This is a genomic window from Enterococcus raffinosus, from assembly GCF_018917525.1.
Classification (GTDB): domain Bacteria; phylum Bacillota; class Bacilli; order Lactobacillales; family Enterococcaceae; genus Enterococcus_A; species Enterococcus_A raffinosus_A.
The window spans coordinates 57,736-73,891 of record NZ_JAHLOS010000021.1; the positions used below are offsets into that span (position 1 = coordinate 57,736).

Annotated in this window: 17 protein-coding genes; 8 read left to right on the forward strand and 9 right to left on the reverse strand. The window is 39.2% G+C overall.

Annotated features, from left to right (window positions below):
* The first annotated feature begins 198 nt into the window (after window positions 1-198).
* From KQI58_RS13670 to KQI58_RS13685, 4 genes are all read left to right on the forward strand, one after another.
* Complete coding sequence (locus KQI58_RS13670) at window positions 199-576, forward strand: helix-turn-helix domain-containing protein (RefSeq protein ID WP_216409635.1); 378 nt, start codon at window positions 199-201, stop codon at window positions 574-576.
* 29 nt (window positions 577-605) lie between these two features.
* Window positions 606-1,097: an AraC family transcriptional regulator gene (locus KQI58_RS13675; protein ID WP_216409636.1), complete on the forward strand. Its 492-nt coding sequence runs from the start codon at window positions 606-608 to the stop codon at window positions 1,095-1,097.
* A 151-nt stretch (window positions 1,098-1,248) separates the two neighbouring features.
* Window positions 1,249-2,136, forward strand: a complete 888-nt coding sequence (locus KQI58_RS13680; protein ID WP_216409637.1) for a VOC family protein — start codon at window positions 1,249-1,251, stop codon at window positions 2,134-2,136.
* 257 nt (window positions 2,137-2,393) lie between these two features.
* A complete protein-coding gene (locus KQI58_RS13685; protein WP_253295948.1) occupies window positions 2,394-2,759 on the forward strand; it encodes a bacteriocin immunity protein in 366 nt (121 codons plus the stop codon).
* Window positions 2,760-3,028: 269 nt separating this feature from the next.
* On the opposite strand, the gene KQI58_RS13690 is transcribed toward KQI58_RS13685, so the two are convergent.
* From KQI58_RS13690 to KQI58_RS13715, 6 genes are all read right to left on the reverse strand, one after another.
* Window positions 3,029-3,781, reverse strand: coding sequence for a LytR/AlgR family response regulator transcription factor (locus KQI58_RS13690; protein ID WP_216409638.1), 753 nt, complete (start codon window positions 3,779-3,781; stop codon window positions 3,029-3,031).
* Window positions 3,778-5,097 (reverse strand): sensor histidine kinase, encoded by a 1,320-nt coding sequence (locus KQI58_RS13695; RefSeq protein WP_253295949.1) that lies wholly within the window; start codon window positions 5,095-5,097, stop codon window positions 3,778-3,780. The genes KQI58_RS13690 and KQI58_RS13695 overlap by 4 nt, the downstream gene beginning before the upstream one ends.
* Before the next feature lie 86 nt (window positions 5,098-5,183).
* On the reverse strand, window positions 5,184-7,355 hold the full coding sequence (locus KQI58_RS13700) for a peptide cleavage/export ABC transporter (RefSeq protein ID WP_216409640.1): 2,172 nt from the start codon (window positions 7,353-7,355) through the stop codon (window positions 5,184-5,186).
* 218 nt (window positions 7,356-7,573) lie between these two features.
* Window positions 7,574-8,035: an S-ribosylhomocysteine lyase gene (locus tag KQI58_RS13705; RefSeq protein ID WP_216409641.1), complete on the reverse strand. Its 462-nt coding sequence runs from the start codon at window positions 8,033-8,035 to the stop codon at window positions 7,574-7,576.
* Window positions 8,036-8,692, reverse strand: coding sequence for a class I SAM-dependent methyltransferase (locus KQI58_RS13710; protein WP_216409642.1), 657 nt, complete (start codon window positions 8,690-8,692; stop codon window positions 8,036-8,038). It lies immediately after the preceding gene.
* Window positions 8,693-8,897: 205 nt separating this feature from the next.
* On the reverse strand, window positions 8,898-9,830 hold the full coding sequence (locus tag KQI58_RS13715; RefSeq protein WP_216409643.1) for a PLP-dependent cysteine synthase family protein: 933 nt from the start codon (window positions 9,828-9,830) through the stop codon (window positions 8,898-8,900).
* Between the two features lie 937 nt (window positions 9,831-10,767).
* Here KQI58_RS13715 and KQI58_RS13720 point away from each other — a divergent pair.
* Both KQI58_RS13720 and KQI58_RS13725 read left to right on the forward strand, forming a co-directional pair.
* Complete coding sequence (locus KQI58_RS13720; protein WP_216409644.1) at window positions 10,768-11,151, forward strand: hypothetical protein; 384 nt, start codon at window positions 10,768-10,770, stop codon at window positions 11,149-11,151.
* Between the two features lie 42 nt (window positions 11,152-11,193).
* Complete coding sequence (locus KQI58_RS13725; RefSeq protein WP_216409645.1) at window positions 11,194-11,826, forward strand: hypothetical protein; 633 nt, start codon at window positions 11,194-11,196, stop codon at window positions 11,824-11,826.
* Window positions 11,827-12,059: 233 nt separating this feature from the next.
* On the opposite strand, the gene KQI58_RS13730 is transcribed toward KQI58_RS13725, so the two are convergent.
* The gene (locus KQI58_RS13730; RefSeq protein WP_216409646.1) at window positions 12,060-13,034 is read right to left on the reverse strand and encodes a MerR family transcriptional regulator; all 975 of its coding nucleotides are present in this window, start codon (window positions 13,032-13,034) and stop codon (window positions 12,060-12,062) included.
* 244 nt (window positions 13,035-13,278) lie between these two features.
* Here KQI58_RS13730 and KQI58_RS13735 point away from each other — a divergent pair, with 244 nt between their 5' ends.
* Both KQI58_RS13735 and KQI58_RS13740 read left to right on the forward strand, forming a co-directional pair.
* Window positions 13,279-13,821 (forward strand): GNAT family N-acetyltransferase, encoded by a 543-nt coding sequence (locus KQI58_RS13735; RefSeq protein WP_216409647.1) that lies wholly within the window; start codon window positions 13,279-13,281, stop codon window positions 13,819-13,821.
* A 122-nt stretch (window positions 13,822-13,943) separates the two neighbouring features.
* On the forward strand, window positions 13,944-14,276 hold the full coding sequence (locus tag KQI58_RS13740; RefSeq protein WP_216409648.1) for a hypothetical protein: 333 nt from the start codon (window positions 13,944-13,946) through the stop codon (window positions 14,274-14,276).
* A gap of 182 nt (window positions 14,277-14,458) precedes the next feature.
* On the opposite strand, the gene KQI58_RS13745 is transcribed toward KQI58_RS13740, so the two are convergent.
* Both KQI58_RS13745 and KQI58_RS13750 read right to left on the reverse strand, forming a co-directional pair.
* A complete protein-coding gene (locus tag KQI58_RS13745; protein ID WP_216409649.1) occupies window positions 14,459-15,097 on the reverse strand; it encodes a flavodoxin family protein in 639 nt (212 codons plus the stop codon).
* Window positions 15,098-15,111: 14 nt separating this feature from the next.
* Window positions 15,112-16,032, reverse strand: coding sequence for a zinc-binding dehydrogenase (locus KQI58_RS13750; protein ID WP_367397940.1), 921 nt, complete (start codon window positions 16,030-16,032; stop codon window positions 15,112-15,114).
* Window positions 16,033-16,156: the final 124 nt, after the last annotated feature.

Sequence of the window (16,156 nt, forward strand, 5' to 3'; positions counted from 1 at the left end):
AACGCCAGCAAGTGTCGTTATTCGTTTCTTGAGATAACCTTATCACCTTACTAATAGTAAGTAAAATTTCATGCTTATCTTTACTAGAGCATTCGTAAAAAAGCAGACAGTCTTCTATAATGAATGAAAGAAACGAAACCAGTCAAGTTCCGAGGTGTTTCAGCGGAATGACCTACGACATAAAAGGAGCAAGAAGATATGGCGGACTCAACGAAACAAAACTACCTGCGCTTAATCAATAAAACCGAAGACTACATCGAACAACATCTCGCAGAGCCAATCTCTTTAAGTGATCTAGCCAAGAACGCGCACTTTTCAGAATTTCATTTCCATCGAGTGTTTAAAAAATATTCTTCTGAGACATTGAAGGAATTCGTGACTAGATTTAAGTTAGAACGTGCAGCCATTTTTCTATGCGTTGCTTCGTCTACTTCATTATCTGATATTGCCTTAAGCTACGGCTATAATGATGCGTGTTCCTTCAGCAGAGCATTCAAAAAACATTTTGGTGTCAGCCCCTCCAGCTATCGGAAACAGCAAGAAATGACAAGAGATTTCCATAAAAGCATGGAATAATGAAGCTATTCATAAAGGGGGAGCCAAAAATGATCGAACCAAAAAGTATCACTATTGAGAATGTAGCAGACATGAAAATTATTTATATTCGTTTCCGAGGAAGCTATGGCGCATTTAGGAAGCAGAGCCGCAAAATGTTCAACGAACTATTTGAGTTTGCGACAAAGAATGAACTCATTGTCGAAAATGAGACAAAGGTATTAACCATTTACGATGACAATCCATTTATTACCGACGCGAAAAATTTACGAACCAGCGTCGCGATGACGATTCCAAACGATCGAACCCTTCAGGAAACCGGCAATATTTGTTTATCGAGTATTTCCGGAAAATTCGGTGTTGGACATTTTGAACTATCCGCGAAGGAATACGGGGATGCTTGGCAGTATATGTATCAAGAATGGCTATTTAAGGATGAACAGAAAGCTCGTGATGCCGTTCCATTTGAACTATTCGTGACTGAACCGCCTAGAAATTCAAAGGATAAAAGTTTGACGGATATTTATATTCCGATAAATTAGGAAACGGATTAGAGAATCAAGTCTTTCGCGGATAACAGCTGCGTTCCACTTGATTCTGCTAGTTTATCTCTAAATCACCAAGCCGCTTAACTTGCTCAACACTACCTCTTTCACTATACTTATTAAAAATAAGTAAAAAGAAGGGGTTCCTATGTCAGCATTCCATCATATCTCACTACTAACCAAAGACAGCCACGAAAACATCCGCTTTTACACGGAAGTTCTAGGGATGCGTTTTGTGAAAAATACTGTCAATCAGGATAATCATCGAATGCTTCATTATTACTATGGCGATTATCAAGGTACGCCCGGCAGCGTCGTAACCTTTTTTATCGTCCCGCATCTAGGCCATCGCTATGAGAATCGAAACTTTATCGCCACGATTGGCTTGAAGCTTCCGCAAAATAGCTTGGCTTATTGGCAGGAGCGGCTGAAGCATCATTCGATCGACTATTCTATACGCGAGCGACAAATCCGCTTTTTCGATCCTGATCAGGTAGAAATCATTTTGACTGAGACGGATTTGCCGCCATTGGCTTCGGATCATCACGTCCACAATGATATTCCAGCAGACAAACAAATCTTAGGCTTGAATTCCAGCCAGCTCCACGTTAACGATCCTCAAGCAACAAGTAACTTTTTTGAGGCGTTTCTTGGTTGGTCCACCGTTGAGCAGCGAATTCAATTGAACGCAACGGATTTTCTTGAGATCTTACCTACTGAAACTGACAAACCCAGTCACATGGGACGAGGCAGCGCTGATCATATCGCCTTTGCGGTTGCTGATGATGCAGCCTTAAACGAGTTGTATCAACGAGCAGAACAACAAGGCTGGCAGATCGAAAAGCTGGTTTCTCGTGGGTATTTCAAGAGCCTCTACATTCGTGAACCTGGCGGAAACCGAATGGAGTTCGCAACACTAACTCCTGGTTTTACACTCGATGAACCGTTGGAACACTTAGGCGAAAGCTTGGCTTTGCCACCGTTTTTGGCTGGTCAACGAGAAGAGATTGAAGCGAATATCTATCCAGAAAACTGATGAATAGCGCAGTAAATAAGCATGGGATGAAGTGATTTTTCGTCATTCCATGCTTTTTTGTAAGGTTAAATCCTGTTGAAAAACGCTAACTCTTCCTCATTCAATTTATCTCCCACTTTATCTACCAAATAGAAGATAATCCCAAATCCTCATTTTAAGAAAGATATAGGCGATTTCAAGATCGTTTGACTTTATGAGCGACAGATCCTGTTATCATTATTTAGTACCAAATAAGAATAATAAGGAGATCGTTAATCATGAACTGTTCAAAGAAATTATCTAAAATGAAAGGATGTGGTCATTTGGAAGAAAACCAATTATTTGAATTAATCGACCAATCATACAACGAAGATTTATCCAATCAACCTCAACAATATAAGGATAGTCTTTTGAACAGTGCCAAAATGCTAGTGGATGGCTCTGATGAATTAAATGCCTGTGTAACCGTCTATAAAAGCTATCACGAAAACTATATTATTCCTATGAGTCTCCCAAAGGAAAATCGACTTTTGTATCTATATGTTCAAGATAAGCTGAAAAAACTAGATCAGAAAAGGTTGCGCGATTTCAATATTGGCTATGGAATCATCGCATCACACTATACGTTCAACCCGTTTAATTAATCCATCTTCTTTTATAAATACGTACTACGTAATCACTTCTCCTTGGCCGAAAAATATAAGCTGAACATTATCCAGAAGGAAGAATAAACCACTAAACTCCTGGGATCAATTCCACGATTTGAATAAATCGAATAGGCTATAAAGCAGAGATAGAATGGCGCGGATGTAAGTAGCCCAATGACGCTTCTAAATGTTGTACTTCTCCATTCTTTTTTCTTTTTTTGTTTAGCAATAAAACGTTGAAAAAACATTTCATTCTCCTTTATTGGTTATAATTTTAAATCCTGCTTTTCCAGAGTCCGTTTTAAAAGTTTGGCTTTTGCTAATGGAAAGCTACATGAATATTCTTCAGGAAATTGAATCGTTCTTAATTTGTAATCCACAGATTCGACCTGTTCTGGATTAATCAGAAAGGATTTATGGACGCGTAACAGCTCAGGATTTTCTCTTTCCAGATCATTCATTTTCCCATAGAATTCATACATCATTTTTTCACCGTAAAGAATAACCTTGTGCGGTGTGACAGATGTTTCTAGAAAATAAATTGAAGTGAGATCAACCCGAAAATTTCTCGATCCAATCATAAAAGAAAGATGTCTTTGATTGGACTTTCTATCTACGAAAGTCTGATCATGACGTCCTTTTAGAATATTTTCTATTTGATTTTTTTCCGTTTCATCATCCTTAACAATATAATCTAAAGGAGATATTTGTCTTTTTAATGTTTCTAAAGCCAGCTCCTGATGTGAAGTAATAAAAACAATCTGAGCAAACTCATTCTCATTTCTGATATGTTGAGCTACATCTATCCCATCAATTCCACCACCTAAATCAATATCCAAAAAAAAGAGACTATTCGTTAGCTTATTATTTTTAAGATATAAAAAGATGTCTGCCGAATCAGTCGTAGCCAAGACTAATTTCATGTCATAGTCATTGATCATAATCGAATTCTCAATAATTTTTTGATAATGAGACAATAGAATAATATCATCATCACATAGAACGATCGGTAAGGTCATTTTCCATCACCCTTTCGTATGTTTAATGAGGTAACAAATAGTCCGTTATCCGCATAATGATCCATCTCCATTTGCGGATGTTCTTTAATAATCTCATGGATATTGGCTAATCCCAATCCTCTCCCTGTGCCTTTACTGCTAAATCCTTGGGTACTCATTAATTTAAATGAGGGAAGTTTACCAAAGTAAGAATTCTCAATGGTGATTTCAATGGATTCTGGAGAATCAATAAAAAGAAGCGTCAATTTTCTTTGCTCGGATTCAGCAGCTGCTTCCATCGCATTGTCAATCAAGATCCCCAATGTACGCACTAGTTTAACCTCATCTAAATTGATCTCGTTTATTGGACTAATACATTCAAAGCTCACGTTTAAATTTGCTTGTTCAGCCTGAGAAAGCTTTGTAATAATAAGAGATTTCAGCGCCGTCAATTTTATATTACTAATCCCGGAGAAGCGCATCACACTAGTATCCATCATTTGGTGAGAATAATCGAACACTTCATCTAAATAGGTTTGATTGATCTCGATTTCTTTGCGATCAACTTTAAGTCCAAGAAGCAGATTTTTGTAATCATGCCGAAATTTTTGCATTTCTTGGTAGTTCTTCTCAACTTCTGTCGTATAGGAATTCATTATATCCATTTGTTTTTTTAAATTTTCAACTTCATTTTTCTCTCGATTCTTTTTAAGCGTAAGATACGTGAGAAATGCGGTAAATGAGAATTGAGCCACTAAAAAGCCGACCATAATAATACGGAAAACACCTAACACTTCCATCTTTATCAAGATCTCAGCAAACAAATAAACCAAGGCTAAAAAAACGCCTAATTGCATCGTGTAAACTCTTTTTTCATCCATTGGAATTGAGCGTGTTGGTACCTTCTTATTGATAAACAGAAGAACAGCGATGAAAAAGAGGATATCCAAACTAATTGCTGCGATAGCAAATAAATACCCTTTTTCAGTTGTAACATTGAATCGTGTCTTAAAAATAGCTGTAACAATAATTGATGAAAATAGCGGAATGATCGCATAACTAGCTAGTCCAATAAAAAAGCCCATCACCTCATCCAAGCTTCGATCAAGCTCAATTTTCCATAAACGATACCTCAACAAAAAGAAAAGAACCGTAATAACAATACCTGTCACCAGCGTATCGGTCATTGACAATAAGGTAATCGGAAAACTGAGCAGAAGGAGCAAGATGTAAAAGGTTTTTTCTCGAATTTTTGTGCAAAGACCAATAGCAATGAATAATAATAGTAAGTCGATATATTCTTTCACAAAATAGGAAAAAGAATCTAAAACAACCAAAGGATCACTTCCTATCATAATAATTGATTTATTATAACAAGAATTATCGCTAAACATGCAAATATGTTGGTTTTCATCAACGCAACTTAAGCGATTGCCATCATTTCCCAAAGATTCTCATATGTACCATTAAACTTTCTCAATTCATGATGGGTCCCAGCTTCGACTAGTCTGCCGTTTTCTAATACGAGGATTTGATCACACTCTTTTGCAATCGATAAATGATGAACAATGAAAAGAATTGTTTTGTTTTTCATACTCATCAAATTTTTAGTGATGATATGTTCCGAACGGGCGTCCAGTCCGCTTGTTGCTTCATCGAGAATAAGAATCCTTGATTGTTTTAAAAGTGCTCTAGCTATAGCCATACGTTGTTTTTGCCCACCCGATAGATTATTAGCTCCCTCTTCAATTGGAGATTGATAAGTGAAGGGCAACTTTTCTATATATTCTCTTATCTGAGCCATCTCGCATGCCCATGTCACCTCCTCTAATGTAGGCTCCTCCTTTAAGCCAAAAGTTAGATTCTCATAAATGCTACCGCTAAAAAAGAAAGCCTCTTGAGATACATAGCTGATTGATTCTCTTAACTCAGTGCGTGCTATTGTTTGAATATTATCTCCCCGAATGGCTATTTCTCCTTGATGAATATCATAAAAATTCATCATCAGTTTTGCTAAAGTGGACTTACCCGATCCACTCATGCCAACGATAGCTACTTTTGAATTCTGTTGGATTGAACAAGTTATTCCGTTCAAGACATTGTCTTCAAATCCATAGGCAAAAGAAACATTTGAAAACTCTATAATTGGAATATGCCGATCTCTTTTAACATCTTCAAATACTGGGTATCTAGCTATCTCAAAAGATTCTTTTTCTAAATAAAAGACCTCATTCAATCGATCATTCGCTACTTTCGCCTTTTGTATTTTCACTTGTAAATTGATGATATTTTGTAACGGAGTAGTGAAGAAAAACATCAAAGCATTATAAGTTATCAATTGTCCCGTCGTTAATTGACCTTTTAGAACTAGAAAAGTGCCAAGCCATAATAGTATCGTGGAACAGATTAGTTGAAGTGCCGATTTTAAGTTGGATTGGAGATTCTCTAAATTAGCGGTTTTTAGCGATTTAGTCAGCATTTCATTAAATTGGTCTGCTATTTTTTCAAATACTTGATTCGTTGCATTGAAAGATTTGATTGTTTCTATACCTTTTAGACTCTCAATAATTTGTGAGTTGACTATCGCGCCTACTTCCATTTGCTCCTCATTTGCTTTTTCATAAGGTTTCATGAATGCGAACACGATAATCGAATAAACTGGTAGGGTAGCCAAACTGATTAGAAATAAGTATTTATTTTGTAAAAATAGTATTAATCCAATTATGAGTACCATCACAGCATCTAAAAACAAAGACAATGTTGCACTTGCTAGTGCGTCTATGATTTTAGTAGCATCCAAAAACCGCGAAATAATTTCTCCAGATTTTCTTGTCGCAAAAAAGGTCATTGGTAAGTTTAGAACATGCTGAAAATACTTTAGCATAATCGAAGCACTCAACCTTTGACCTAACATATTTGATAAATATTGCTTTAGGTATTGGAACAACGATTGAAAAAGATACACCAACAAAAAACTTATAGAACTGATTGTCAAAAAATCAAACGATTTTGTAGGAATAATTCGATCTATAATGACTTGAAAATAGAATGAACCACCGACTCCAAATCCTGTCAAACAAATTGAAAGGAGGATAATTTTGACAATAAGTCTTTTGTTGTCAACCAATAACGGAGTATACGAAAGTAGATTGTTGGCTAATTCTTTTACAGGTTTATATTTTTCTGCCGGTCGAGCCGTCAGCACAATTTCCGTCCATTCATTACTGAACTCTTTGATTGTCATTTTTATCTTCCCCTTGCCAGGATCGGCAATAAGCAGTTTCCCTTTACTTAATCCATATACTACAACGTAATGCAGAAACGACTTATCAATGACAACATGTGCAATGAGAGGAAATGAACTATCTAATTCGTTCCAGATTGAATCATCTGTTTGAAACAATTCACTTTCAAAACCTAACGTTTCTAGAGCAGTAACTAGCCCAAAAGCCGACGTTCCCTGATTGTTGGTTCCAGACATCAAACGTAGCTTACTTAATGGGATCGTTGAATTATATGAATTTAAAATCATCGCTAAACAAGCGACACCACAATCTTTTTGGTCATGCTGCTTAATTAAATTGAACTTATACATAATGACTCCTTTTGAACAAGTATGGGTAGTAGTTAGATGAAGCATAACAAACAATCCTATTCCGTGATTCAGAATGTCGTGAAATAGATAGAACCCATCTTGAAATAAAGCCTGAGGTAAATTGTTGGAAAAACTAGATGACAGGTCATTTGCACCTTTCTTGTCCTAAACTAAAAAAGCCGACCCATCACGAGTCAGCTTCTAATCAAAAACAGTTATTAATCCGCGAACACAATACTCCATTCCCCACGCTTACTTAGAAATTCTTTCGCTAAGTCCTGCGCGCCTTCCAACGTATGGTTCGCTGCCCAGCCGCATTGCACTGGATTGCTTGCGGGAACTTCGGTGGCCGTTAATACGTCTTGCATTGTCAACGCTACTACGTCCATGATTTCATCGATATTGTCGTGATTCAAAACGGTTAAGTAAAAGCCTGTTTGGCAGCCCATTGGCGACCAGTCCACGATATAATCTGCGTGGTTACGAATCAGCTCTGCCGTCAAATGCTCCAACGAATGCAGCGCCGCCATATCCATATAGGCTTGATTTGGTTGTTTTAGACGAACGTCATATTTGACGATTAGATCGCCATTCGCTCCAGTCTTCTTATCTGCCACCCGAATATAGGGCGCCTTTACCTTTGTGTGATCCAAGTTAAAGCTCTCAACATTCATTTTCATTTATTCTGCCTCCATTATTTTTTCTGCGATGACTAGCCAAACAAAGCGATTCATTTGTTTATACCTTGTTTGGAAACCATTTATGCGGAATAGTTCTTCCAGCTCACTCATTAAGGGATAGTATTCCCGCTCGAGATCTGCCGCTAAGCTGGCTCGTCCCGCTGCTTTTTCTGTTGCCAAGATTTCCGTATACGCCTTCTGCGATAGGAACATCGTATCTCCAAAGATGATTTTCCCCCCAGTGGTCAATAGCTGGCTGTAGCGTTGAATTGCTCGCGCCTTTTCTTCTGTGGTCAAATGGTGAAAGACCAGATTTGAAGCGATCGTATCTACTAATTCAGCTGGCACGGGAAAGTTCTCCATGTCCCCCGCGAAAAAGGCGGTCTCACGTAATGCTGCTTTTTCCGCTGCGATGTTTCGCATTTCTGGTGATGGTTCGACTGGGTAAACGGTCTTGCCAGCAGTGATTAGTTTTTCCGTTAAGTTACCTGTTCCACTACCGAACTCTAATACTACCTCCCCTGAAGCAGCAGTGATTTCATCCAGTATCTGCCAATAATTAGCGAAGACTTCCTGATATTCCGGATTTCCGCCATTCACCTCATCGTCGTAAGCCACTGCCCACTCTTCAAAGATCGGCATAAATTCCAATCCCATATTGTAAACCTCTCTCTATTTTTATTTCTATCGCTCAACCTTTAGGCTTTATCCGCCACACCTCCAAAGCCTTTTGCTCTTTTGCATAATAACCTTCTGTCGTGTAGTAATCCTGCGCCAGCAGCTAGTTTCTCGCTGTTGTTTTCACGCATTTTTGCCAACTCATAATAGCCATGACTTGGCAAATTAGACTACTGGATAATCCTTAATAAACCTCCCTCAAATAAATCTCCTTTGACAAGTAACGATCCCCCGCATCAGGAAAAATCGTCACCACCTGACTCCCCGCAGGCAAACTAGCAACCTCCGCCAAAGCAGCCACCATCGCGGCTCCCGATGAGCTGCCAATCAAAGCCCCGTGCTCTTTCGCTAGCTTTCGGGTCATCGCAAAGCCTTCATCATCACTAATCGTAGCAAAGCCGCTGATCGGTAACTCGTTTAGAAATGTCGGAATAAATTCAACACCGATTCCTTCAATCTCATGCCCGTGCCCCTTTCCACCGTTCAGGATCGAGCCTTCAGGTTCTACACCGATCAAGCGAATCTCAGAATTTCGTTCCAATAGATACCGAGCAACACCACTAAAGGTTCCACCACTACCAATTCCTGCTACAAAACTGGTGATCTCTTCTCCAATATCCTCCACCAACTCAGGTGCTAACGAATGATAATACGCTTCTGGATTGGCGGGATTTTCAAACTGTAAAGGCAGATAGCTGTCAGCAAGTTCCTCATGAAGTCTTTTCGCTTCTTTGATCGCACCGCTGATTCCTTCAGCAGTTGGCGTATGGACAATTTCCGCTCCTAAAGCTCGCATCAACGCCTGCTTCTCTAAACTAAACTTTTCCGGAACTACAAAAATCGTCGGTAAGCCTGCTTCCAATGCCGCAAGGGCAACACCAATCCCCGTATTTCCAGCGGTCGGTTCAATAATAGTCGTTCCTTCTTTGATCCTGCCCTGTTCGAAACCCTCCTCAATTAGATAGACACCTAGCCGATCTTTAATGCTTCCCCCTGGATTCAAATATTCCAGCTTCGCATAAATCGCTGAACCTTCGGGAATTTCTTCAAATTGATGGTGAGTGAATCGCAGTAACGGAGTATGTCCGATCGCCGCCTGGATAGAATTAATAATCATCATTGCTCTCCTCGTATTTATTTTTTTCTCGCATATTATCGTTCAATTTTAGATAACAAAAAAAAGGCGCCGACTATTAATCAGCACCTTGAGATTCCACCATATTGATCCTATCAATCCCCGTTCAACGGGTATACAGGTATCCAAAATAATCGAAAATTGGGCAGTTAATAGACATGACAAAACGGTATGCTGCTTTTTAGCACCATACAACAACAGCAAGATTCAGTTGCGAACTGTTTGCTGAATGTCATGACTATACCTCCAAAAATATTTAGACCATTTAGAATAGTTAAAAAATTACCATAGATAGCGATTACTGTCAAAGGAAAGACTCATGGGGTTTTAATCGAATGAATAGAAACACCTTTTATCTAAATCCTTGACTATACTCCTTTTCGATCAATCAAATCAAACGACAACTTAGAATTCCCCATCCCTAAACTTCGAGTGATTCAAACAGACTTTCAATGTTTCTAAGACCTAAACATTCGAAATTGCGATTCACATTATTTTTCAAAATCCGCTATCTTGAAATCACCGGTCGGAAAAAATCAATAAATTATAAAGATAAAGCAACTTAGGGGACGAAAATAGATTCTTGTAACTCAAGGAAGGCTCCTCGTAGTGATCAAATATTCCTTTACTATCTAATTGAACAAATCTTTTAATTATATTCTAAATTGAAAATCATTTCAAATTGCAATTTGACACTTCCCCCCGTAAAATAACCACTTTCGGGGTAAAAAAGCCCCTTTTTACCCTAAAAGGTGTCAAATTGAGGGGGGTAACGGTTATTTTGCGATTCGCATCTTTTTGCTAAATCTCGTATCTTGTAGTTAACAAAAATAATAAGGCTATGCAGGACGCTGCTTCCTTTTCTCAAATAGAAAAACACTGAACGATCATATAACACACCCATGAGGAGGAAACCCCAATGAATGAACAGCTTTTGACATACAATCAAGCATTTTCACTAAAACCAGAAACACTAGAAAAACGCATCATGGAATATTACCAAGAAACACAAAATAGTAGTTTAACCATCAAGTATATCTTAGCCTTACGCGTACGCTTCAAGCTTGGTGCACAAGAGTTCGCCCACATTCTGGAGGATCTTGTCCGCTACCTGTTTATGAATACCAAAGCCACACGTACGATGAAACGCTTCTTCTATTATTTCAAAGATTACTTCATGGAATCTGAGTGGAAACGGCTGACCTTAAGAGTCTTTCCCTTAAGAAACTTTGGCAAGAAAGTCGTCTCTGCTGTTCGTTCACTCATTTCAGCTGTCCGCCCAGAAGAAACGACGGAGTCATGAGATAAAACACCCTACGCATAAAAACAAGAAAGGAAGGATTCGATGAGAACCGAAACGACAGATTTAGTTGCATTATTTACGAAGAATAATGGTGGCAAGCACAACTGGCGCTACAAAGGTGTGGACACCAGCTTGCCGGCAGAAGAAATCAAAGAAGCTTGCGAACTATTAACGACACTAGACCTTTTTGAAAAAGATGGCGTAAAACTATTTGATTCCGTCTTATCGGCCAAGTTCGTCACCACGATTGAAACCATGATTTTTGATTTAGAGCATGACCCCGAAGAAACACAAATTGAAGCAGAAAAAATAAAGGAGCCAACCTGTAAAGAGGTTCGCTGCTTTGAAGTCACTGATGAATCCGAGAAAGTAAAAGAAACTCTGCCAACCAGGTTGTTGCGACCTAACATCCCTGTCTTAAGCCAAGCACGTGAACGTCAGTATGAACACATTGAAACGGTGGATACCTCGGACTCTGTAACGATCAACCCGGAGGCACTTCCGCCAGTCAAGGTCAAGCAGATCATTGACGGTGAAGCAGCAGTAAATACAGAGCACCTTCCCGACAATCAAGCACAGAGCATCAAGGAAGGCAAAGGACTGTTTCGCTGGATTCAAAAAATCAAGAATCGAACTCGTAACAAAGAAGCGCCAGAGAGCACACCACGAGAATAACCCTTCACAATTAAATCCTGTCATTCATGCGTAGGAAGCAAAACAATCCCCCTGCGATCACGGTCTCAGGGGGTGTGAAAATATATTAGAAAGCGACGGTATTTTTGATGAACCTTTTACCTACTATATTTGGAGGAATACTCATGAATTCTCTATTTAGCAGCTTTTTAGCTATGCTTGGATTCAATGTGTCCTTGATTGATTTGGATCAGATCAGCAGCCACAGGATGATTCTACAGCCCGTCCTTCAACTTTATCGGAACATAGCGCTGCATTTGGCGATAACCCAAACCTTTTTCAATGTCCTTTTGGTACGCATTTTCTTCGTCCAAATAAGGCATATTAAACATAAAGTTGCGGGATTTATCCACTTCGAAGTTTGTTCCTTCAACCCATTGAAAAATTTTGTCTTGGACTTTCTGGATGCTCTCATCGTCTTCATCAATACTGACGGCCATCGCATACAGACCGCCTGGAAAATCAATCAGCTCAAGCGGGCTCACATCGACTTCACTGACGCCTTCTTTAACCGCGCATATCATAGTGGCTTTGTCTTCATTTACCAGCATAAAGTCCAGACAGTCAAAAATTACTGGACGATACAGCGGAAAATGCTGCCACAGCTGAAACATGTAGCCGCCTTTTTTGAAGATCTCTTCAAAAGTGCGTTCGCCAGAGGTGACTGCCCTAAAGGCTGGAATTCTGATCACCATCACATCGGGAACCTTCTTATCTAATTTATCTGTGATCTCGATCAAACGATTGATATTCGCCGGCTTGCCAATGTAGTCTACATTGACAATCTGCGTCTCAATATCCTTGGCCTTGTTGTAGAGCTGCTTGATATCGGCATTATCTGAAAAATTCATTTTTTCTATTTCCTCGATAAAATCAAGCACAATACTTTTCAGCTCATTTAGCAAAGAAACCTCATCGTCAATCGCATTGACCTTTCTGCCTAAAACCTCCAGCACAACATCCGAGCCGGAAGCTTTGAAAATCCGCTGGATGTCCTTTATGCTGATGTTCAATTTGCGTAAAATAAGAATCTGTTCGATCCGTCGAACGGCTTCTTCGTCGTACATCCGATACGTGGACCCCTCGCTGCGAGTACTGTTCAGGATACCCATATCCTCATAATGACGCAGCGCACGCGCAGTAATATTGTATTTACTGGATACCTCTCTGATCTTAACTAAATTATTCATCGTTCATCTCCTTCCATGACTTACTTCATTATGAAGGCTTACCCAAAGGAAGAGTCAAGCTATTTTTGAATATTCCCTAGGCAATCAAGCAGTAGCTCTTAACGTCACTTGTAGTTGTAACCGGTCTCTTTTATAATGGAGCTAACAAAACAAAGGAGGCTCTTGTTTGACTAACTTGTGTTTATTATCGGTGATTTGCTCTTCATTCAGCTAAAAAAATCATTTATATGAGGAGAGCAAAACAATGAAACTGACAATTCGAGAAACAACCAAAGAAGACAACGAAACGATTTATCACGTCGAAAAACACGCATTTGGAGAATTAGACGAGGCCGATTTGACTGAGAAGCTGTTGGCCGACCCAACCGCTCAGCCACTTTTGTCCCTTTTAGCATTTGATGAGGATACGCCTGTCGGACATATCCTATTTACGAAGGCAACACTCACGAATCACGAACAGCTTTCGGTTATGATCTTGGGTCCTTTAGCCGTTATGCCGGATTATCAAAAGCAAGGAATCGGCGGCGAATTGATCAAAGAAGGACTGCGCCTGCTGCAACAAAAGCACGTTGAGTTAGTCTTTGTCTTAGGTCATATCGAATATTATCCAAAGCATGGCTTCAAGCCCGCATTGCCACTAGATTTCCAAGCGCCCTATCCAGTAGAGAAAGGCAAAGAAGACGCCTGGATGGTTCAAGCGTTGAAGGCTGATTTTCCGATCGAAGACTACGCCGGAACCGTGCGGTGTTGCGATGAATTTATGCGGCCAGAGTATTGGCGAGAATAGACGATCCAAACCCTTATACCAAAATCGCGGTATAAGGGTTTTTCTTTGCAGATTTAGACGAAGTTGTATATAACAAAAGAAAGTAAACCCTCGCAAATAAGCGAGAAAAAGGAGTCCCAATCATGTACTCATTAGTTCCCGAAAATATGTATGAAGTCGAACAAAAACTAAATTACTTCAAAGAAAAAGGCGAGAAAATCACCGAAGAAGAAGTCATCCGACAAGCCGTGCTCGATAATAGCCAGCAAATCCTAGATGGCGATCTAGAAGGTCCTTATTGGAAAGTAAAATGGCAACCCGAAGATCAAACCCTCGCTATTTTTGATATCATGAACAAACAAGTCGGTACCGTTGATAGTCTGTCGGGATCGTTTATCGATGACTTCCGCACTAGCGCACCGAATGTGATTCGCCATTTGGCGGAGGCGATTCAGAAGATTGTGAATGAGAATTAGGATAATATCGTTTGCCTGTTCTATCCTACCCAAAATAAAAAAAGAACCTGCGATCTTGAGGTAAATCGCAGGTTCGGGTCTGAGTAAATCTATAATTTATTATTCTGCTTTCTCAAGGTTTACTGTTTTCGATTGGATTCGTCAGCAACCTAAAGATTTACAATGATTCACCCTCATTCTTATCAAGTCGTCAAGGTGACGCCTATGTCATAAGCCTTTTTGCAGTCTTTTGGAAATTTGGTCGTTCTTGATTTCAGCTTTTTCGCTTCATTGAACTGAGAGGCATCGTATCTGCTGTAATCTTTGAACTGCCATGTATCATAGCTGATTAATTGAGTGGTCTTTCCATTGAATTTTTTTAAAGCCCCTTGGTTTAGTTTATAAACATAGCTGAATAACAGAGATTCCGCTTTTTTAGCATTCATCGTATAAAAGAATGCCATATCTATTTTCCCGGTAAAAATACTGCTCTTTTCATCATCATAGGAGATGTTCATAAAGATCAATCGTTCGAGATACGCGCGCATCAAAGAGGTAACATCCCCTATATAGATAGGTGATCCTAGAAATACGACATCACTTTCGACTGTTTTCGCTAAAATGGCTGATAAATCATCCTTTAAGGCACATTTTCCGATAAATTTAGTATTTTTTCGTTTACACGCAAAGCAACTGACACATCCCTGATAAGACAAATCAACTAGATGAATCATTTCTGTTTCTGCTCCGTTGTTCTTAGCGCCTTCTAATGCTTTGTGCAATAACTGCGCTGTGTTCCCGTTTTTGCGCGGGCTGCCATTTATCGCAATGACTTTCTTCATTTTTCTCCCTCCGTTTAACTGAATTTCAATAATATTCTGCCGCTAGAATGGCCTTCTTTGGATGCCAAATGAGCCTCCTTCACCTGGGTATAAGGATATTCACTTTGAATAACTGCCTTGATTTTTTTCTGTTCCATCAGCCTCAGCAACTTCTTATATCCTTTTCGACTAATTCCTTTTTGACTAAATTGAAACGTTTGATTTTCCTTTTTTTCATTGAATTCTGGCAATGATAAAGAAAAAATATTCAATGGTCCGAACTGTTTACTTATTGTTGCCAACAACACTTCTTTCCCAACCGTATCAATGAGTTTATTAGGCGTTCGAATTTTTTCTAATTGTGGTAACAAATCACTTGTATAATCGATGATTTCATCTGCACCTAAAGCTTCAATAAGATGAGTGTTCTTTGGATTGGATAGAGCGATGACATGCGCACCTGCAAGTTTCAATAGTTGAATCAAATAGATACCGACCCCGCCAGAGGCACCTGTAATCAGTACAGTATCCTTACTTTTAATTTTTAGAGACTGAACAGCATTGAGCGCAGCGTCCGCTCCACCGATGATCGTTGCTGCATCTCTGAGTTTGACACTATCAGGCACCCTAAATAGAAGAGGCGGAACCGTCGAATTGATCGATGTTCTAGCGGAGCCCTTTGGAAAAACGCCAATTACTTTTTTTCCAATTAAATTCCTGTTTCTTAGCAAACCGACTTTTTCCACCACGCCGCCAAATCCGATACCAATAACTGCTGGAAATTTAATTGGATTCATTTCTTTTAATAAGCCATACTCATTCATCCAGTCAAAGGGCAAGACTGGAACGAACTTATTCTTAACCATTACAGACATAGGATTCAATCGCTCTTCTTCGCTATGGATGATTTCCAAACTATCTACACCGCTGTAATCTTTTTGTATGATTTTTTCCACTTTACTTCTCCTCGTAATATATTTTTTAGAGTGATAAATCACTCCAGTTTTATTCTCTTGTTCTTTGATAATTTAATAACACTTTAGTTGCTTGGTGCTTGTGTGATGTTCTAGAATTGACTCC